General features: G+C 33.7%; 24 protein-coding genes. 16 read left to right on the forward strand and 8 right to left on the reverse strand.

What is annotated here, in order from left to right; genetic code table 11:
- A partial coding sequence (locus tag AACZ41_RS17135; protein WP_339629822.1) for a type IV secretory system conjugative DNA transfer family protein occupies positions 1–1,163 on the forward strand: 1,163 nt, incomplete at its 5' end.
- 432 nt (positions 1,164–1,595) lie between these two features.
- Here AACZ41_RS17135 and AACZ41_RS17140 read toward each other — a convergent pair.
- From AACZ41_RS17140 to AACZ41_RS17150, 3 genes are all read right to left on the reverse strand, one after another.
- Entirely contained in the window at positions 1,596–2,342 is a 747-nt protein-coding gene (locus tag AACZ41_RS17140; protein ID WP_339629823.1) for a GLPGLI family protein, read from the reverse strand.
- A gap of 102 nt (positions 2,343–2,444) precedes the next feature.
- Positions 2,445–2,624, reverse strand: coding sequence for a hypothetical protein (locus AACZ41_RS17145; RefSeq protein ID WP_339629824.1), 180 nt, complete (start codon positions 2,622–2,624; stop codon positions 2,445–2,447).
- Positions 2,625–2,682: 58 nt separating this feature from the next.
- A complete protein-coding gene (locus tag AACZ41_RS17150; protein ID WP_339629825.1) occupies positions 2,683–2,904 on the reverse strand; it encodes a hypothetical protein in 222 nt (73 codons plus the stop codon).
- A gap of 306 nt (positions 2,905–3,210) precedes the next feature.
- Here AACZ41_RS17150 and AACZ41_RS17155 point away from each other — a divergent pair, with 306 nt between their 5' ends.
- The 3 genes from AACZ41_RS17155 to AACZ41_RS17165 all read left to right on the forward strand — a co-directional run bounded on the left by AACZ41_RS17155 (position 3,211) and on the right by AACZ41_RS17165 (position 6,635).
- Complete coding sequence (locus tag AACZ41_RS17155; RefSeq protein ID WP_339629826.1) at positions 3,211–3,822, forward strand: recombinase family protein; 612 nt, start codon at positions 3,211–3,213, stop codon at positions 3,820–3,822.
- Between the two features lie 188 nt (positions 3,823–4,010).
- A complete protein-coding gene (locus AACZ41_RS17160; RefSeq protein WP_339629827.1) occupies positions 4,011–5,843 on the forward strand; it encodes a P-loop NTPase fold protein in 1,833 nt (610 codons plus the stop codon).
- 15 nt (positions 5,844–5,858) lie between these two features.
- Complete coding sequence (locus tag AACZ41_RS17165) at positions 5,859–6,635, forward strand: hypothetical protein (protein ID WP_339629828.1); 777 nt, start codon at positions 5,859–5,861, stop codon at positions 6,633–6,635.
- An 18-nt stretch (positions 6,636–6,653) separates the two neighbouring features.
- On the opposite strand, the gene AACZ41_RS17170 is transcribed toward AACZ41_RS17165, so the two are convergent.
- Both AACZ41_RS17170 and AACZ41_RS17175 read right to left on the reverse strand, forming a co-directional pair.
- Positions 6,654–7,856, reverse strand: a complete 1,203-nt coding sequence (locus AACZ41_RS17170) for an ATP-binding protein (RefSeq protein ID WP_339629829.1) — start codon at positions 7,854–7,856, stop codon at positions 6,654–6,656.
- 5 nt (positions 7,857–7,861) lie between these two features.
- Positions 7,862–9,130 (reverse strand): SIR2 family protein, encoded by a 1,269-nt coding sequence (locus AACZ41_RS17175; RefSeq protein WP_339629830.1) that lies wholly within the window; start codon positions 9,128–9,130, stop codon positions 7,862–7,864.
- Between the two features lie 322 nt (positions 9,131–9,452).
- Here AACZ41_RS17175 and AACZ41_RS17180 point away from each other — a divergent pair, with 322 nt between their 5' ends.
- The 12 genes from AACZ41_RS17180 to AACZ41_RS17235 all read left to right on the forward strand — a co-directional run bounded on the left by AACZ41_RS17180 (position 9,453) and on the right by AACZ41_RS17235 (position 17,914).
- On the forward strand, positions 9,453–10,274 hold the full coding sequence (locus AACZ41_RS17180; protein ID WP_339629831.1) for a hypothetical protein: 822 nt from the start codon (positions 9,453–9,455) through the stop codon (positions 10,272–10,274).
- Between the two features lie 136 nt (positions 10,275–10,410).
- Positions 10,411–11,418, forward strand: a complete 1,008-nt coding sequence (locus AACZ41_RS17185; protein ID WP_339629832.1) for a serine protease — start codon at positions 10,411–10,413, stop codon at positions 11,416–11,418.
- Between the two features lie 187 nt (positions 11,419–11,605).
- Complete coding sequence (locus AACZ41_RS17190) at positions 11,606–13,540, forward strand: S41 family peptidase (protein WP_339629833.1); 1,935 nt, start codon at positions 11,606–11,608, stop codon at positions 13,538–13,540.
- A 91-nt stretch (positions 13,541–13,631) separates the two neighbouring features.
- On the forward strand, positions 13,632–13,877 hold the full coding sequence (locus AACZ41_RS17195) for a hypothetical protein (protein ID WP_339629834.1): 246 nt from the start codon (positions 13,632–13,634) through the stop codon (positions 13,875–13,877).
- Between the two features lie 230 nt (positions 13,878–14,107).
- Positions 14,108–14,599, forward strand: coding sequence for a GIY-YIG nuclease family protein (locus tag AACZ41_RS17200; protein ID WP_339629835.1), 492 nt, complete (start codon positions 14,108–14,110; stop codon positions 14,597–14,599).
- A 105-nt stretch (positions 14,600–14,704) separates the two neighbouring features.
- A complete protein-coding gene (locus AACZ41_RS17205) occupies positions 14,705–15,352 on the forward strand; it encodes a hypothetical protein (RefSeq protein ID WP_339629836.1) in 648 nt (215 codons plus the stop codon).
- Positions 15,353–15,443: 91 nt separating this feature from the next.
- Positions 15,444–15,824, forward strand: a complete 381-nt coding sequence (locus AACZ41_RS17210; RefSeq protein WP_339629837.1) for a hypothetical protein — start codon at positions 15,444–15,446, stop codon at positions 15,822–15,824.
- Between the two features lie 36 nt (positions 15,825–15,860).
- On the forward strand, positions 15,861–16,130 hold the full coding sequence (locus AACZ41_RS17215) for a hypothetical protein (protein WP_339629838.1): 270 nt from the start codon (positions 15,861–15,863) through the stop codon (positions 16,128–16,130).
- A 35-nt stretch (positions 16,131–16,165) separates the two neighbouring features.
- Positions 16,166–16,735, forward strand: coding sequence for a GIY-YIG nuclease family protein (locus tag AACZ41_RS17220; RefSeq protein ID WP_339629839.1), 570 nt, complete (start codon positions 16,166–16,168; stop codon positions 16,733–16,735).
- Positions 16,736–16,743: 8 nt separating this feature from the next.
- The gene (locus AACZ41_RS17225; RefSeq protein WP_339629840.1) at positions 16,744–17,160 is read left to right on the forward strand and encodes a VOC family protein; all 417 of its coding nucleotides are present in this window, start codon (positions 16,744–16,746) and stop codon (positions 17,158–17,160) included.
- 23 nt (positions 17,161–17,183) lie between these two features.
- Positions 17,184–17,480, forward strand: a complete 297-nt coding sequence (locus AACZ41_RS17230; RefSeq protein ID WP_339629841.1) for a hypothetical protein — start codon at positions 17,184–17,186, stop codon at positions 17,478–17,480.
- A 14-nt stretch (positions 17,481–17,494) separates the two neighbouring features.
- Positions 17,495–17,914 carry a VOC family protein gene (locus AACZ41_RS17235; protein ID WP_339629842.1) on the forward strand — a complete coding sequence of 140 codons (420 nt, stop codon included), beginning with the start codon at positions 17,495–17,497 and terminating at the stop codon, positions 17,912–17,914.
- A gap of 21 nt (positions 17,915–17,935) precedes the next feature.
- Here the strand turns inward: AACZ41_RS17235 and AACZ41_RS17240 are convergent, their stop codons facing one another.
- Genes AACZ41_RS17240 through traM form a run of 3 tightly spaced genes read right to left on the reverse strand, consistent with a single transcriptional unit; the run spans position 17,936 to position 20,104 of the window.
- A complete protein-coding gene (locus AACZ41_RS17240) occupies positions 17,936–18,295 on the reverse strand; it encodes a hypothetical protein (RefSeq protein ID WP_339629843.1) in 360 nt (119 codons plus the stop codon).
- Between the two features lie 58 nt (positions 18,296–18,353).
- Positions 18,354–19,178 carry a DUF4138 domain-containing protein gene (locus AACZ41_RS17245; protein WP_339629844.1) on the reverse strand — a complete coding sequence of 275 codons (825 nt, stop codon included), beginning with the start codon at positions 19,176–19,178 and terminating at the stop codon, positions 18,354–18,356.
- The gene (gene traM / locus AACZ41_RS17250) at positions 19,175–20,104 is read right to left on the reverse strand and encodes a conjugative transposon protein TraM (RefSeq protein ID WP_339629845.1); all 930 of its coding nucleotides are present in this window, start codon (positions 20,102–20,104) and stop codon (positions 19,175–19,177) included. The genes AACZ41_RS17245 and traM overlap by 4 nt, the downstream gene beginning before the upstream one ends.
- Positions 20,105–20,196 lie beyond the last annotated feature (92 nt).

Consider the following 20,196-nt stretch of genomic DNA (forward strand, 5'->3'; position numbering starts at 1 on the left):
AAGATTTTGAACTGACAGAAATGGCTTATCCACTTTTCAAGGATAGTGATATCCCATTTAAGATCATTTCCTTCGATAAAATCATTCATAGGGTAAATCCAATCGCACCTCGGTATTTAGAGAACGAGGAAAGCGTAAACGAGGTTTCAAGGGTGTTGATTGAAAACCTTTTAGAGCAACGGGAATCTGGAACAACCGGAACAACTAAATTTTTTAACGATGCAGCTGAAGGATTGATAGGTGGTTTGATTTGGAAATTAAAAACCACATATCCTAAATTCTGTACGTTACCACATCTAATCGCTATTTATCAATATTTGGACACAGACAGCCTAATTAAGTTTTTGGAAACGAATACCACGTCTAGAGCAATGGCAGATGCCTTTATTAGTGGCAAGGATTCTGAACGGCAGACGGCAGGGGTAAAGAGTACTTTGGCAAATGCCCTAAAACGTATTAGTACACAACATATTTTTATGGCGTTGTCGGCAGACGAAGTACCGTTAAATATTAATAGCAAAGATAATCCTTGCGTAATTTCAATAGTGAACAATCCTAAATTTGAAACATCGTATTCACCTGTAATTACTACGATTATCCACACGATTACCAAACAAATGAGCGTTCGAAATAGCGAACCTTCATTTCTTTTAATGGAGGAAGCACCAACCATTCGATTGTTGAATATGCACCGAATTCCTGCAACACTTCGAAGCTATAATATTTCTACGGTTTATGTGATGCAGGACAAGATTCAGAACGATATGATGTATGGAGATAAGGCAAGCAAGGCAATTTTAAGCAATCTTTCCTATCAGTTTTTTGGAAAGGTCAATGACCCGGACACCGCCAAATATTACGAACGTTTTTTTGAGATTATTAAAGACCCGACCAAAAGTGTAAGTCGAGGGCATAATTTGGATTTTGATACGCGTATTACTACAGGGGAGAAGGAAATCCCAAAAATAAGGGCGGATGTATTCTTCCGATTGAAACAGGGGGAGTTCATTACCTATGCCGATGGGAGGGATAAAAAGGTCCAGTTTAAACTCCAACACATTGAACGGGGTCTTCCACTGGATGTAAAGGCGTTTTCCAATAAAGATTTACACGATAATTTTGAACGGGTTTATAAAGAGGCGAGGGGTATTTTTAAGAATTGACTCTTTTTAGGCCTTTGACAAAAACGGAGTATAATTATATGACCGTCTGACCCTTCTGAAAATTAGCGTTTCGCTAAACTTTCCAATAGTTTATCGATAGGAATGGACAATTAAACTCTTTAAAAGACTTCAGGTAAGGTATAATTATTAATACCTTTTTATAGACTTTAAAATCAATATTTAAAGTTCAAATATGGGTGGGTTTTTATTACCTTCTAGATATTCCGAAAAAACCGTATTTAGACGAAAATCGAATAGTTTAGCTTAACTAAAGGGATAGCTGTCACTAAAAGTATGTAACCGTGCATCACCGGCTCATAGCATATCCCATCTTCAGATCCAAAGAAATATTATTCGATTTTTTGTTACATTTCCATCCTTAGCGTACGTTTTCGCACCGTTGGGCTTCATACCCCAAGAACAACTTTATTTTTAACGACGTGCATTTAATTCTTTAATATGCTGGATATACTGCTTAAAAGACATTATTCTTTTTCCTTTAGGTTTTTCTATCTCAATTTCTTCCTCAGGCTTTAATTGTATATCTGTGACAATGTAACATAATTTTCCACTTTCATAATTGGTAATAAGTTCTAAAGTTAAACCAGGAAGACCGTGGAATTCTTTAATACCAAAAGAAACAGGTATCTCTTTAGTGTACCAAGCTTCTATAGAATCTATAAAATTGTTTCCCAAAAGTTGTTCAGTCTGAATTAATGCAGTTGCCTTATAACAAAGGTAATCACCTATTTTTTTGGTTTCATCGGTTAAAATCCAGTCAATTTTATCCACCTTAACTAATATTCCCCGGGTCCAAAAACTTTCAAATATTTTTTCCTCAGTTTCTAAATTAGTATAATATACATTTTCATATTGGGCAACATTGACAGTCCTATTTTGCCCATAACCTTCGTTCATTCTAGCCTCAGGATCAAGGGGAGCCTTATATAAGGATTCATTTCCATTTATGAATAAATAAAAAGTTGTAGGCTTAGTAGTTTTAATATCATCTAAATAAAGAGTTTTTCTATTTTTAGGCATTAAAGAATCCTTTATTAATCTTGTATAAAACCCACTATTATCTAAAGTCGCCTCATACGTTATTTTAGCTTGAAAATCTTGGGCGTCTACAATATATAAATTGGTCAAAAAAATAATACATAGATAGATTGTCTTCATAAATCAAGAATTGAATATTATTAAAGCAAAACACCCCCTAAATTAGAAATAGGCGGTGTATGAAATCATGCGAAAAACCAAAACGAGATTAATTCGTTTTCATTAACAACCCCATCTCATCATGCACGCATTAAAATCTGAATAGGAAATGTAGACATTACAAGCATTGTAATGATATGCACAATAAAAACCATCATAACCTCCTACAACGGATTTCAATTGCTCCTTTTTTAGTAGGTCATTTCCCTGAAGATTTAAATTTTTTAAATTCAATTTTTTCATAATAAAAATTATTTAATATTTATTCTCCCCAAACATTTTAAGACTGTCAAGGCTTCAGTCAATTATATGAATCTTTGGTAAGGACGATTGAGAAACTACCATCTTCATCGCTTAATACCCCGAAAATCTTATCCTCTGAAGTATCACTTTTAAAAACTATACTTGCGAATGGTACTGCTGAGCCCAACTCATCTAGAATTTTCCCGCTTGCATCGATTTCTTGGGAATAAGTCGTTGAGAGAGGGAATATGAAAAAGCCTGCGACAAAAAACAACTTCATGAAGGGGTATTCTTTAAGAAAGTTAAAGATAATAAGAAACCTACTACAGTAGATAGACTTTTAAATTTCTTGTAAGTAAAAGCAAAAATTATATACTGGGTAAAATCATAGTTATGAATTAGGTACTAGTACTCTGTAAATTTTAGAAGAATTGTAAATAGCATGATTCAACACGGGTTTTGAAGTATACTTAAACGACCGTTTTATTGAACTTTATTTCGAACCGTTGATTATTGATTTTAAAAAGTTTAAATTGACGTACTAATTTATTAGTATGTATTTTGAGGTTTATTTAAACTTTTAGTTATGGTTTTTGGTTATGCTAGGGTAAGTACCGCAGAACAGAATCTGGATCTGCAATTGGATGCCTTTTTAAAAGAAGGTATTGACGAAAAGAACATTTATACAGATAAAGTTTCAAGTTCACAGGAAGAACGTAAAAGTTTAAGTAAACTTTTGGAGTATGCCCGAGATGGTGACACTATTGTAGTATGGAAATTAGACCGCTTGGCCAGAAGCCTTATTCATTTCACCAATTTCATTAATCAACTAAATGAGAAAGGCATCAAATTCCGGAGTATTACAGAGCCTTTTCTGGATACTACTGATAAGTCATCGCATTCACAATTCATAGTAAACCTATTTGCTGCACTAGCACAATTAGAACGAGATATAATTATTGAACGGACGAAAGCTGGTCTGGCATCCGCCCGAGCTAGGAGCAAGGTATTTGGGGCACCCAAAGGACTTAGTAAAAAAAATCAGCAAAAAGCCATAATCTGTGAACAGTACTTTAAGGAAGGTAAGCTGACCGTTTCCGAAATCTGTGATCGAGTAGATGTTTCTAGAGCAACCTATTATAAATATTTAAGGGTTAGAGGGCTCAATGGGAAATTGAGAACTTATACAAAAGAATAAATATTTAAAACTCTTTACTAAAAGCGGATTTTGTAAAGAGTACGACCAAGTGTGGTAATAATCTAGGGAGTTCAACAGCAATTCAAAAATGATGGTCAAAAAGCGTAATGTAAAGAGTGCTGAAAACGACCAATTGCTGCCCATCTTTTAATATCGTACTTTTCCCACAAAAATTAGGACAAAACGTCATGGATAGCAATTATATAGAAGAAACTTTTGAAAATTATTTGAGTACAGCAAGTACTAATTATGCTTTACTTATAGATGGTTCGTGGGGTAGTGGTAAGACTTATTTTTGGAAAAATACTCTAGCTAAGAAATGTGCAAAAAAAGAATTTAAACCTATTTATCTCTCACTAAATGGGATAAATAAAATTGAGGATCTTAAATATCAATTCTTAATAAAAATTGTTCCTTTTCTTAATGTTTTAGACTCCAAAACTGGTAATATAGGTAAGACTTTAATAGCTACTCTATCCAGTTCGCTAGGAAATGTTGACATAAATAACCTTATAAAAGATATAGAAGTAGATTCTAAAAAATTAAACACCTATGTTGTATGCTTTGATGATTTAGAAAGATGCTCAATAGCTACACCTGAAGTTCTCGGATTCATCAATAATTATGTTGAACATAAGGGTTTAAAAGTAGTCATACTTTCAGATGAGTCCAAAATCGATGAAAAGGAAAAAGACAAGTATAACAATATAAAAGAAAAAGTAATCGGTAGGGTTCTATCGTATCGAAACAATGTTTCTAAGACCCTCCCTCTATTATTTAAGAAATATGAAACTGAGAATACGGATTTCTACAACTTCCTAGATGGTCAAAAAGACTTTGTCCTTGATTTATTGAAGAGCTATCAAGAAGATAATCTAAGGAAAGTCTCATTTTATATTGATTTACTACATGGCCTTTATCCTATCATTAAGGATTTTGATAAATTCAATAAGGAGGTGGTGATGTTCACCTTAATAATTACTCTTGAGTTCAAAACTGGAAAATTAACTTCAAGTGACTACAAGGATTATAAAGGCTATAATTCTTTAAATTCCACCTATGCCGCATTTAATTTTCAAGTTCCTGAAAAAAAGGGTTATCTAGGTCATTTTAAGAAAGATGATAGCGAAAAAGAAGAAAAAACTGAAAGCCCTTTAGAGGTATTTTATAATAAATATTTAAACGATAAAATAGACCAATACTTCTTTTATCCATCAATTTATGAATACGTTCTCACAGGCTACTTTGACAAGGATAGACTCGTTGACGAATTAAAGAAAAGACACCCTGAAGAAGTACCACCAGAAACTCTTGCTTACAGAAAAATAATTACGTATCGATTTAGACATTTATCAAATACTGAATTTGAAGAGTCTTTTGAACAGGTATACCAGTTAGCAGAGGAGGGCAAATATTTTCTTTATGACTACTTACAATTGTCCAATTTTTTCAATTTCTTTTCTGAAAGTAAGCTAATCAACTTTACAAAATCAGAAATACAAAATACTCTTGATAATGGCATACAAATATCTCAAAAAAGAGACGAGATAAACGAAGACCTTTTCGATTCAATGTTTGTAAGGTTTGGGATTAAAGATGATGATCAATTTATCGCTGAAAAGATCAAAGATGCCCATCAAATAATTAAAGCCAAAAAGGAAACCCAAAAAGGAAACCTGTTAATTGAAACTATCAATAAAAATGACTCTGAGGAGTTAGATGAGATTTTCAAGAGGTTCTTTTTTAACGATAAGATGTTTCAATATTTAACACCTATAGGTTTATTCGATTCCTTAAAGCAGGCAAATAATGAGACAATAGATAATTTTAATCAGAATTTAGATAAAAGATATAGCTCGACAAATGTTAAAGATTACCTAAGTAATGATTTGCCTTTTCTACAAGAGTTCAATGCCTGCCTAAATAAATATCTAAGTAGCAAGACAAATACTGATGTTAATATTTTTCTTTTCAATGAGCTAACTGCTAAGGTTGATTCAATTTGTGAAAAACTAAGCTAAAAGGTAATATCACAATTGAAAAAGGAAGACAAAAAAATCAATAGGTTCAAGATTAAAGGCTTAGGATGGGTTCAGCTTAATCCGCATCTGCTATCATTTGGTTATAAAAATTTACCAAAAGATGTACATTTCACCATTAGCTGGAATGGTGAAAAAGATATCGACTTTCATTTGACAAGAAACGTATCCGATAAGGATGATAAACCACAAATTCCAATCCTAAAACTCGAAAAGAAGGTAATTAAAGAAGATTTAGAACCTATATTTCTAACTATGTTTTTTTCAATTCTTAGGAAGATTGAACCAGAAGAAATAAGAGAATTCAAGACCGCTCAATATTTATCATTTACTGAATTAAATTCCAATGCAACAAATTTTTCCGTTGATGAAAAATTACATCGTCACTTCAAGAATAATTTAAAAAATGGGGTATCAAGGATAGAAGTAAAAGGAGATTGGATGAGCAAACTAGAAACTTGGGTGATATCCGATGATATGGTAGCTGTAGTTAATGAAAACATGGCAGGATTCAATAAGTCAATAAGAAATCAAGTTGAAGGAGGAATAATTGTTGGCCCTTCAAAGACCCTATGCGTAATAAAGATTTTTGATGAATGGTTTGAGTTTAGAGATAATATGAAGCCACAGGAGATACTTAGAAATTTGATTCCTTTGGAACTATTTAAACGTATTCAAGAGAATATTAAGATTGGGATCGATTTTATTCAATCGGCTAAGTCCAAAAGTGATACTGCACATTTCAAACCAATTAAGTTGGTAAGAAAGAAATGAACTCCCGATTTTTATTACCTAAGTAGATTGTAGCAAGGTTACTTTAAGTTCATCCTCAATAGATTCAACCAAGTTCTTTCCGAATATCTTAATCTTAATTGTAAACTCTTTACTAGCAGATACCCCTATAAAGACCAGTCTAAGTGGAACAGAAAAAACCTCAGTTGGCAGATTGTGTTTTAAGTCTCCAATATTGGACTCAAAAAAATAACAATCTTCTCGCTTAGAAAAATCGGGATAATGAATATCGTCATAGGATGCCGAATTTGCAACAATACTTAAATAGGAAGGAGTAATTACGCTTGGCTCTGGTTGAGGCTCCTTGTATATTTTATCCAAAAGAAATAATTCCTCTAGTTTTGGGAAAAAAAGTTGAACTGTACAATCTTCAAGGTATTGATTCCCTTTGTTTAATAAATTGATGTTTATTTTCTGACTGTGCTTTGAACTAAGTTCAAACATGTCATCATCAAAATATGTCTCCCTTACTGATTTCAGATTCTCCTCAAGTGTTTCCAAAGTTCTATTCTCATAGGGTGTAGGAGAATCAAATATAAATTTAGGGATGGGTGGAATTACTATTCTGGCCGTTTCATTATTTACCTCTTTTCTTTTTACCGCAATTATTCTTTCAATCTTGGCTCTAGCCCTATCCGAAGGTAACTCAGCTAATGGTTGTACCACTATTTGATTGTTGTTTATACTTTCAGTTTTTGATAACTCTATTTGAATGGTTCCTTCAAAGCTTTCGATTGAATTCTTAGTATTGTAAATTTTGTCTAAGTCAGCTCTAGAAAGAGGCATTTTTAATGTTCCCTTTCTAATTAATGCTGTGCCTTTTTTTAATTTGCCGTAATCCTTTTTTAAAACATAGGGTTTATCAGAGGGGTTTACTATTCTAAAAACACCATATTGCTTATTATCATAAGAATGAAGAAAGCACTCTAAGTTTATATCAGGTTCAATATTTGAATTTACAAGTTGTTGATATGTACTTTGATCAGATAAAGCAGTAGCATTAATTCCTACTAATTCTCTTTCATTTGAATTTGTATGTTTGACACCAAGTATAATGTATTTATCGCCTTCATTGTGTGCATTGGCAAATGCCAGGACGTCTAATAGCAATTCGTGAAAATTCTCTTTTTGATATACCGTTTTCTTGAAATCTAACGCAGAATTTTCATTTTCATACAAGATTAAATCATCAATACTAATCATACATTCTAAAAATACTTTATTTTTGACAAACTACCATCGGGTTCATAATCATAGCCATCAAGAGCTTTCTTTACTTTTTCTTTGTTCTTGCAAGCATCCAAGAAGCCAGAATACCATACATACAAAGGATTGTCATAGCTATCACTAAATTCAAACGTTTTAGTGTTCTTATATTCACTTACTTTATCAGGTCTATAAATCAAATTTGTGCTGCCATTCCCCATCTGGTAAAAAGGAGTTGCAGCTGCACTTAAAAGTTTATACCCCCATTCATTACCCCCTTCAGAAAGACTACGTAGATTCTCATCTTGATAGTCAATGACGACAATATTCCTTCTTTTGCTTTTATCTTTTGAATGAGTGCGCATTAGGTCATTTAGATAAGAGTCATTGAAGCCATAACCAATAAATAGAATTGCGTCAGATTCGTGAATCTTTTGATTTAATTGAAAAAAATACTGTCTAAAAGGTTCTCGGTAAATTTGATTTATTTTGTCCAATCCAGTTATAATAGAGGACATAGGATGTTGTAATCCTTCTGGTGTTTCAAAGCTACGCCTATTTTTAGGTCCTAGTCCAAACTTATCTGCTAAGTCTTTATTCCAAAATATTTCTTCATTATCTCTCATATCGAAATGAGCTGAACCATGGATGTGATAACAAAAATTCCAATCATCTTTAAATAGCGTGCTCATATCAAACTTACCTGTATCACTATCAAAACCTGTCTTAAGTTCTGGTATTGCCGATAAGACAACATTATCGTAGTTTAAATTGATAAAACCTAATTCATAATCAGATTTTAAGTAATTGAAAAACTGACTTACTTTTTCTAATTCAGGTTTCTTTTCAATCTCAAGCTTACTACACTTATTTCTGAAGTAACTCATGAGTTCATCATTTAAGAGCGCATGCATTGAAAAGAAATCTCTTGTTTCAGCTATCGTTTCGTACCCATGAAAGGCTCGAATTTTTGGTGAATCTTTGATCGTTGTATAATCTGATTGACGAATTACTTTTCTAGCATCACCTTCATTAAAGGAAGATAAAGTCTGTACTGTATAAAGAGTATCTTCAAAATTAGAATCATCCTTGTTAGAGACTTTATAGTTTTCTTTCACCCATCTATAAAGATTATCATCAAAACTTCTCCCATCGATAAGGGGAAAATAACGTTGCGACCATTTATCAAATAATTGGTCAATTGCAATAACAGATGGCATGCCAAACTCAATTGATGCGCCTGCCCCTATTACAACCAAAAGTTTTTTCATAAAAATGAATCTAATTAAGATTTAAAGCTAAAAAAAGTAAGCCTAAGTTCTTACTAAATTTTAAATCTAAGATTCTGGGCTATTATTGCAATAGTATATTAAACTCTTTACAGAACGCACCTTTTGTAAAGAGTTTATTGTTTTACGTGATTTTTAGTATCTTCCTTCAAAGTTCAAATAAACGATGAGTTAGGACACTATGTCGTAATTTGAAAAGTATAATTAAACGATAAAAAGTTCAAATAATTGTTAGGCGAATAAATATTTTCAATTTAAAAAACGACATTTTTGGTTATCTTTTGCCCTTAATTAGAACATATTTATGAAACCTTTTTTATTATTAATGGTATTTACCATATCCGTGCATTTAACAGCCCAAGCTACTTACGAACAAGTAAGTGATCCTGAACAGAAAATAAGGGGCAAATACGATTCCTATACCGCAAGGAACGGAAAAACATACCAAGTTGGAGACCTTTTAACTTTGAAATATGCAGCAGCAAAAGGAATGTATGCATCAATATATAGTACTGGCCTTGTCCTTATTTCTAAAATTGAAAGTCCTAATGAGGTTCTTGAAATAGAAGGTTTCAAAGCATTACACAATTTTGGAGGAAGTGCTATGTACGCATTAGTAAAGGATTCAAATAAAAAGAAATGGCAAATTGCAATTGATTCAGCCTTAGAATTAAAAGAAATTGCAGACTACAACAAAGGAGTTACAGTTGAAAGTAAATATGATGAAATGGAGGAAACCACTTCGTTTAGTACTTCAACCTTGACTATTGCCGACGGAATTATGCCCTATCTTGATTTCAGCATTACCAAGGTTAGTACTGGTAAGTATTATTTAAGAGCTTTTTACAAATCGAAATATAACCTGAGCGGTTGTTTTAGAAAAGACGACAACATAAAAATTAAAACGGATAAGCATGGTATTATTGAGCTTATAAATGTCTTGAATACCGAATGTGGAGATTCTGGTGTCGTAGCTTATGAGGTACCTGAAAACTTACTGGTCCAACTTTCAGAAAGCAATTGGGAACTAATGAGATTGTACAACAGCGAGCCATATCTGGAATACAAACCTGATGGGAATTCAGACTATTTTGCAAAACTAGCTACAGCTATTCTGGAATATTAAAGTCTATTGCCGGCGCCAAACTGTTCCATAGACTAGTAGTTAGTCAATATTTCCTAAAAAACGAAGACTTAGGACAGTATGTCGTAATTTGTTGAGTTTAAATAAAGAATAGTTCATTAAAAAAAGTCGACCTATATTGGATTTTTTAGCAAATAAAATTATGATCCATTTTCATGAAACAGGAGGAAAGTCTGTTCTTGAAATGAAAAAAGATATTGAAAGTTTTCTCAGAGTAAATGGAGGGATTCGTAAAGCAAAGGTTGGAGAAAACATTGACCCTAAGTTTATGATGAAGGCTTACAAATATTGTGAGCAGCTAAAAAATATGGGGTTTTTACTCGATTTTGGAAACCATAGAAAAGTTCCTATTCTGGGGAACAAGTACATAAATTTAGGTAATGACCTTAGAATTGGAGAATATGGCGGATATGATTTTTTGTTGCAAGGCTTCCAATTAATCCAAAAATCTTTTTCCGATTCTGTTCTAAAAGTTGTTGTCCAAGATAAGATAGGAGATTATGGGATTGGGACCTGTTTTCTCGTTGGAGAGAATCTAATCGTTACAGCGAAGCATTGTATTGAAAATTTTAGCAAAGTTGTTATAACTGATTATAAAGGGAATCACATCATTCCTGAGAGAATTATTATATCACAAGACCCAAAGATTGATATTGCAGTTATTAAAACTAAAAAAAAGGTATTTCAAAAAGGGAAACATTTCATTTTTGGAGAGCCCGAAGTTCTAGAAGAAGTTCTCACCATGGGATTTCCACCTTTGGCTACTTTTGACGCCATCCAAATTAATGATACTGCCCACATCAATTCCATTCAAAAATGCTCAAAAGGAAATATAGTGGCCCAAGAAAGAAGGTATGGTGATTCCGTGGACTATATAATTTTGAATGCAAGGGTCAAAGGTGGAAATAGTGGAGGGCCAGTAATAAATAAGTTTGGAACAGTTGTAGGAATAATAGTTAACATGCTTCCAGATATTAAGCAACCCGAAAAGTTTGATGAATTAGGGTACGGTATTGCAATAAGCTCAAATGAAACAATAAAAATTATTGAGAATGATTACAAGAACGAAAATTGCGAATTCATACCTTTTAAAATGCTAGATGACGGTTTTGGAACAGTTTTATAGTTCAGACCTAATAAAAAGTTCAAATATAGGATGAAAAGAAGTATGGACAAATAAAAGTGTTTTATCAGTTCGGCTAAGACCAAATCAATTGGGAGTTTATAGGATTGGTTCATATTTATGAAAGAAAATTCTTATTTTAGGACACCCCCAAATTTTTCGATTTCAACCTTTTAGTGGATTTATTAATATGATTATCAAAACATACCCTAGACTTCTTCTTTTTTTCATAATACTTGTTTTTATTCTTGTGTCTTGTGCTAAAGGGGAAAAAACCAAACACAATCAGAATATTTTTGATGCTATGTCCTCTGGTTACGATTTTATGGAATTTTTAGCGGAAATGGAGAAAAAGGATATTGCTGAAGTTTCTGACAGTATTGATATTAAATTCGGAAGTATTGGATTTGAAGCCGTGAAGGACATTCCCTTAATCGTTGGGAATGATACTCTCTCTAGACCGAAAGGCACATTTATGTGGGTCAATCCCAAAAAGTCAGTGTCAGTATATCTGCGTGAATTCCAAAGTAACAATGATACAAATAGTGAATGGCAAGATTTCAATGACCACATTGGTACATATACTGGAATTGACATGGGTGGTGGAGGTACCTTCTATTTAAAATTGGAACCGGAAATACCCTCTAGTCTTAATGCAACTTTCTTTTCCGGTAATAAAATATTTCAAGTTCGTAAACAATTGACTTTTGTCCCATCTGACAACTTCGAATTCGATGATGCGCAAAATCAAGAAGTCATATCCGCAAATAACGACATGATTGAGGCATTGGATGCTTTAGTGGATATTTTGGTTTTAGAAAGGAACAAGATTTATAAACCAGCTAACGGTAAGTCACTGACCGAAAATGAACGTTTGTTTGGTTTTATCAATTTTTGGACAGAAGTGAAATATAATTTTGCCTTCTTTGATCAGGTACCCAATCTTGATTGGCAGAAAGTTTTGTTGGATTATCTCCCAAAGGTAAGAAAAGCAACCTCGAATCTAGAATACTACCGTGTTCTCCAAGAAGTATGCGCCCTACTGAATGACGGACATACCAATATTTATTTGCCCAATGAATTGGAGAGAAATATTGGTTCGCCCGCAATAAGGATCACTTTCTTAGATGGTCAACTTTTTGTCACCAATAGTGACAGGCAACTTGAAAAAACCGTACCATTGGGGTCGCAAATCACTGAGGTTAACGGAATTCCTGTTGAAGAATTTATTAAAAAGAATATCAGACCATACATTAGTTCCTCCACCGAACATATAAAGCGAAATATGGAAGCATATCAATTGCTTGAGGGCAATAGAAATGATTCCGTTCAAATTGAGATTCGGACACCGGAAAATAGATTGAAACAACTTTCTTTGAGTCGTGAATCATCCGATATTGATTGGGTAGTTCCAGCCGAGCCGTGGGAGCTTTCATCATTCAAGAAAATGGGTGAGATTGCATACGTCTCGCTCAATTCCTTCGATAGTAGTCGAATCGTGGAAGAATTTGAAAGTTACTTGGATAGTATTCAATCCTCAAAGGGTTTAATCATTGACCTTAGGAAAAATGGAGGCGGTAATTCGTGGAACGGATATAACATTTTAAAATATCTCACCGATGATCCTATTATAACATCCAAATGGAAAACTAGAGATCACAGGCCGGCGTTTAAGGCTTGGGGCGTCTTTGTAGATGAGGAGTCAGAAAATTTAGGATCTTGGGACCTAGAGACCTTGTCTGCGTACAAGGACGATTATTGGTTTGAGAGCGGACCTGACACGATTTCTCCAAACGATCGTCTCATCAAATTGCCAACGATCGTGCTTATCGGCAACAACACTGCATCGGCTGCGGAGGATTTTTTGGTTGCCGCCGATCCTCTTAAAAATTTTGAAACTATGGGTGACTATACCTATGGAAGTACCGGACAACCAATGTTCCTTAGGTTGCCTGGTGGCGGAAAAGCCCGCATTTGCACCAAAAGGGACACCTATCCAGACGGACGTGAATTTGTGGGTTATGGGATTCAACCAGATATTATGGTCGCTAAAACCCTCGAGGATTTCTTAAAAGGTGATGATTCGGTACTAGGTGAGGCTTTAAAAAGACTATCGAAGGAATAATAAATCAGAACATTAAAGTTCAAATAAAGGATAGTATCAAGCTACGAATGTTAAGACAAATGATTGAAGATGGCACTGTTAAATTCTAAATATGAGATTGATCATAGGTATTGTATTACTAATTTTAGGATTGATAATGATTTTTTTTTCGCTAAAAAAAATAAAATACGATAAAGAGTTTGATGACGATTTGTCTAAAAAACTAGAAGATGAGTTAAAATTTTATGAAGCGACGGTTAATTTCAAACTACTCTTATTCGGGCTTTTTTCGTTAGTAGTTGGATTAATATTTTACTTATCAGAACTGGGTCTAATCGACATTACTATATCTGAATAGCCTAGGTCTATATAAGTTATATAGGGCGGTAGTAATGTTTGGGATATTTCTCGAAAGGATTCAATTGCTCATGCAAGGTCGTAGTTAAATGTGCTTGCTCCGCATACTTGTACTGCTACGGAATCAGGTCTTAAGAATTCGTCTTAGTTTAAACTATTCAATTGCTTATTTTAGACGGTAACTGGTCGTAGAAGTGATAATTTGATTTACAATAGTTTAAAAAAATCATAGTGAATTTAATTGAAAATATATCGCAAAACTGGGAGGAGCTACCGGTTAACTACGAAGACCTTGAACATCTAGCTCTAGAAGTTCCAAGAAAACCGGGTATTTATCAAATTTTAACCAATGTACCTAAAGAACTATTTGTTCAATTTGGCAGCAGAACTGACAAAAAACACTATAACTTAGAAAAGAAAATCAGAGAATCAGATAAGTTGCCAGAAGAATTTAAAATTCTTCAGCAGGGCTCTAATAAATATATTGTTTACACCGGGCATAGCTATAACCTAAGACAAAGATTTAAAGAGCATTTCAAAGGTTCCAAAGGAACAGGTTGTCTTGCTCTTTTTCAAATAGAAAAACTAAGAAGTTTTCAGTGGGATTTTCAATTTAATGAATTAGGAAAATATGATGGTTACTTTGACAGTAAACTACAGCGTACTTTTCTTGAACAAAAATATAGAGCAGAAATTGGCTGGCCAATACTTTGTAGTCAATAAATAAGTTTAAATAAAGGATTATTATCTTAGAAACATAAATGGAATATCATAAATGATGTTATCGCATTGTTGTACATAATTTAACCACCTACTCATACAAACAAATTGAAAATCAATATTTATCTAATTTCAACTGTTCATAAAGATAAAGGTAATTGCACTTCTGAAAGCCTATTTGAAATACTGAATAAAATTAAACCTGACGTTGTATTTTGTGAAACTTCTCAACAAATGTTTGAATCATTTAAAAAGGGATTAATTCACTCTTCTCTAGAGTTTAATTCAATTGAAAAACTATCTAAACATCATTCATTTTCTTTTGTAGCAATTGACAGTTTTCCTGCACCTAGTTTAAATTTTAGAGAAAAAATTAATGAATTATTTGGTTTAATTGATAAGGATAATAAATACTCAAATGCTTGGAGAAAAAACAATGAAAAAACATATTTACTCGGATTTAAATACTTAAATAGTGAGGATAGTATCCAATTATTTAATGAAATGTCTGAAAGAGAAAAACATGTTATATCTCAACTAGACAATTTGGAATATAATAAAGTATACAAAAAGTGGTTGAATCTCCTTGACAGTAGAGAAAATGAAATGCTGGAGAACATTAATTCATATGTTGAAAATAATGAATTTAAAAATGCTGTGTTTCTTTGCGGCTGCGCTCACAGAAGAGCAATTTTTGATAAGGTTAAAGCGAATAAAAATATTCAACTAAAATGGAATCTTGAATTACCTAAATAAATCTAAACATAACAATGGTCCTGTGAAAAAGCATTAATCCAGTTCTTAGAAGTTCAAATAAACGATAATCCAAAAGTCATTATGTTGTAATATGAAAATAAAAATTGAGAACTTTAGCTGCATAAGATACATCGTGATAATACTACTGATATTAGTTGGTTGTAAAACTGATAATAAAACTGAGGCTATTCCTCAAGATAGATTTAGTATAAACAGTTTGCCACATTTCATTGAAGGTGATTATACAGTATTTAAATTGAGAGCAGGGCATCATTTTCAGGAGCCATTAAAAGTCCTGGAGATTACAGCGGAGGCTCTTGATGGAAACATCCCTGGCTCAGTAATTGAGAGTGGTACAGCTAAACAAAAAAATATTGAAATAGGTGAGCAAAGGTTATTTTATCTAAAAATTAGGGGACATAATATTCCGGAAATACGATTTAAAGTTACTGACTATGAATTTTATGATTAACCTTTTAAAACGATATTTCATAAGGTTCAAAAAATCATGATTCTAGAAACAATTAATCCAGGTGTACACAAAGTCAGGCTTAAAGTCCGTGAGATTATTTATGGGAATGATGTAATCGATAAGTATACAGGGTGGGATAAAGTCAATCCTACCCTGATTAAAATTCGATGTGAAGATTGTACCTTAATGGTATTTGGGGAAGAGGATATGAAGCTCTTTAAGGGATTCTCATCTGGTGACACTTTCGAGGCACTTGTCCATGACGGACCATATGAAAATGTGTTTAAGTTCAAGTATTTCCTATAACAAAAGTTCAAAAACGATTCCCACAATTTACGTGAATGGAAGAAAAAGTAATATATGCTATTTTATCCTCAAAGGCACTGGTCTCAGAAGTTGGGTATCTTCCAGCCAAACAGGGAATCTATGCCTGCTTTTTAAATTCACAAAAGGATTTGGGTAAGTTTGGAAAAAATGGTGATGTTATTTACGTAGGATTGGCAGAGAAAAATTTGAACTGCAGAGATATTAAGAACCATTTAACCTCTGGAAGGACTGGTTCGTCAAGTTTTAGAAGATCCTTAGGCGCAATCTTAAAAGTTGAATTAGGGCTAACAGCTGTGAAGAGGGATTTAAATGGTTCCAAACCGAGGGCGGATAAATATAAATTTATAGATGAAGGCGAAGAAAGGCTAACTCAATGGATGAACAAAAATTTAAAATTTGGATATTGGGTGAACGAACCCTCACTTCCTAAATTTGAATTGAGAAGCTTAGAAGCAAAGGTGATTCTTGCAATGAACCCGAAATTAGATTTGGATAGAAGGACTCGTAGTCAAAATCCATTAGCCTCCCAATTAGATGCTTTAAGGGCCATTTGTAGAGAAGAAGTAAAAATAAAGTTCAAATAAACGATTAAATGAATCAAAGAATAGCACATATTTCATTGGTCGTTAAAGACTATGATGAAGCAATTCAATTTTACATCGAAAAGTTGAATTTCCAACTATTAGAGGACACAAGAATAGACGACCACAAAAGATGGGTGGTTGTCGCCCCTCCTGGTGCGAAAGAATGTTGTCTCCTTTTAGCCAAAGCAGCAAACGATCAACAGTTAAAGAGTGTTGGGAATCAGACAGGAGGGCGAGTGTTTCTATTTCTTTTTACAGATGATTTCCAAAGAGATTATATTCGGATGCTAGAACAAGGAATCAGTTTTGTGAGGCCTCCAAAAGAAGAACCATATGGTAAAGTGGCTGTCTTCGAAGATTTATATGGGAACATGTGGGATTTATTAGAACCCAATGAACATAACAAAGGTGTAATCAATAATTAACTGAAGTTCAATTAAACGATTCTATGAAAATACCTGAAATAAAACTTATTCCGCAACCCGAAACAGATGAAGCCAAAAAGGCTTTGGGTTATGAATGGAATAAAGAAGCAGGCACTAGGCATAAATTAGGTGGGGAACCAGACGGTTTAAGTGAAGAGATGTATCCGAAATGTGTTTCATGTAATTCAAAAATGACCTTTTACGCTCAAATAGATTCTATTGGTGATAAATACGATTTAGCCGATTGTATGGTAATACATCAATTTGTCTGTTTCGATTGCTTTGAGGTAAGCTGTCAGTTAACTCAAACAATAGTTTAATTAAAGGATAATATATGAATCAGCGAATAGCACATATTGCACTAGTAGTCAAAGAATATGATGAAGCTATTAAGTTTTATACAGAGAAGTTGGATTTTGAACTACTAGAGGATACTAAAATTGATAGTCTTAAGAGATGGGTTGTAATTTCTCCGCCAGGAGCAAAAGAATGTTGTCTTTTGTTAGCCAAGGCAGCTGACGAAAAACAATTAGCAAGTGTTGGAAATCAAACTGGGGGTAGAGTTTTTCTTTTTCTTTTTACGGATGATTTTCAGCGCGACTATAGTAAAATGATTGAACGAGGTATTAATTTCATAAGGCCACCGAAAGAAGAATCTTATGGCATGGTTGCCGTCTTTGAAGATTTATATGGAAACATGTGGGATCTATTAGAACCAAATGAAAAGAACAAAGGGGTAATTAGAAATAAGTAAAGTTCAAATAAAGGATACATTTCAAATACTCGAATCACACTTTTGCCTTGATAAAAGTCTAAGTTTATTGAAGTACCTTTCCCAAAGCTCAGTTTCATTTTTTAGATGGTTTGATGGATTCGTGGCATCATCATATAAAAATACTTTTGTGATGATATTGTTTTCATCCATCTGAATAGCGGTAGGGTCATCAGCTAAATCCATTAAAAATCTTTCGGAAAGTTTCCCATAATTAGTATGGATAAATTCTTCCTGACCAATATGTTCAAAAGGGTCATTATTTCCTAAAGGTTTATATTCTCTATTGAATGCGGCCCAATGCCCGTTGCGGTCTCGCTTAATGCCATAGGGCAGATTAATTCTAAAATTTTTCAGTGCCATTATTTAAAAGTTTAAGGTTTTTATGTTCTAGTTTTATTCCAGTCATTTAAGGTTCCCATTAATCTGGATTATTGATAAACCAATGTGGTATCTTCAGTTCAACGGATCGCTCCCCGTTTTCTTCGTACAGTTCCATAACCACCCTCCGGTCGTTTGAAAGCGAGAATTTGGGCAGGACATAAACAAAACGCACCGTTTCGTTTTTTGGAATTTTTGAAGGCAGGTTGTAGGTGTAAAGCGGTTTTTGAAACAGCCGTTGTGCCGATTTCTTTTTTCCTTTTTGTCGGGTCTCGATAGCAAGGTCCAAGAAATTCACATCATAGTCCAAGGTGGAATTGTTCTTGATCTCGAGAACAAAGTAAAGGGCCGCTCTATCAAAGACGATACGTTCCACGCTTAATACAATCCCCTCGTTCCGTCTTTTAAGGATACTGTTTTGTAGTTTTTGTTTTAAAAGGGCGGTGCATAATTTCTGGTAGTCGTATTTTGTCTTAACGATATCAAGGGATTGGAAAGGAACCGAATCTTGTCCTATAGGCTTTTCATTTCCAATACTACTTGTAATCGGAATGAAATAATTAAGCTTTGATAGCTGCTTTTTATACCTTATAATATAAGAAAAAATAGAACCATTTCTATTGATGACCAATAGATTGCTTTCGACACCCGGTGTTGCCTGTAGCAGTCCGAAATACTGTTCTTTTTCACGATTGTAGGTAAATACAAAATTTTCCGCGCCAGTAACCCCTTGCCGTATGGGTTCTGGAAAGAATAGTGCCACATTTTTAGTGTCATTAGCATAAATGGTGTCGAGGACTGTAGGTGTTTGAGCTTTCGCGAAAGCGGAAATCAACACCGTTAATATTAAAGTTAAAGCTCTCATAAATTAGGTTTTAGTATTAATCTGTAATTATTTAGTACGGTCACTTTAACGTTTCGATTGCTTCGCCTAAGAACCTTTGTAATTCCGCCAACTTGTGGAACTGTAGGAATGTTGATGTCACCAATAATATCGTTCAAAACTTCTGTGGTGGCTTCTGCCCGGAAATTATTTTCTACATAGATGCCTTCACTTCCATCAGACAAATCGAACGCTTTAAGTTTGGTGGGATGATGCCTGATATTTTCAATATCAATTATTGCACGATTAGGTTGAAAACTTATAAGCCCAAATACTAGTGTGTTCTTGGGCATTTGTTTGCCATTTATTAATGCAGCTTTAGTAAGGCGCAATCTCAATCGAGTATTTGCTCTTACAACTTGGTCGCCATCCACAACCACGTGAATGGTAGCATCTGTATTTCCGATGATTGAAAATTCATTCGGTTTAGGTGAAGCTGCAAAAAACAATTGATGTTCCAGACCCAATTCCTTAGCTTGAGTTTTTTGTTCCCTTTTATAATCAGCTGAATCAATTCTCAGGGTATTCTGTTGGACAGCTTTCTTGTTCCCGAAGTTCTGATATTGTTTTTCCGAATATTGAATTTTGCCAGCATCATAAATACTATCTACAATACGTTCTTTTTCACGTTCCGGAAGGTCTGGGTCATAAAAGCCCAAGGAATCAATCAGTTTTTCATCATAAATGCTAGGTGCGTTATTCTCACGCACTTCTTTCAAATCATTTATGGCATCCAATTTAGAATCATATTCCTTTTGATTTTCTTCTAGATCTGGTATCAGGGTCTGTTCAAGGTTTTCATTTTCACTTTCATCATCGCCCATTACCATCACGGAATATGAAATCAGGAATATGAAAATCACAGCCAATACTGCTGCAAATACTATTTTGTTCTTTTCTATCTTCATAATAGTGGTTTTTAAATGCCCATTAGGGGCTTTCAACTTTCATCATTTAGTTTTTTTAAAGTGTTCTCGAAGTAATCGGTAATCAATAATCC

It is taken from the genome of uncultured Maribacter sp. (assembly GCF_963974015.1).
In the GTDB taxonomy this organism is placed as follows: Bacteria; Bacteroidota; Bacteroidia; order Flavobacteriales; family Flavobacteriaceae; genus Maribacter.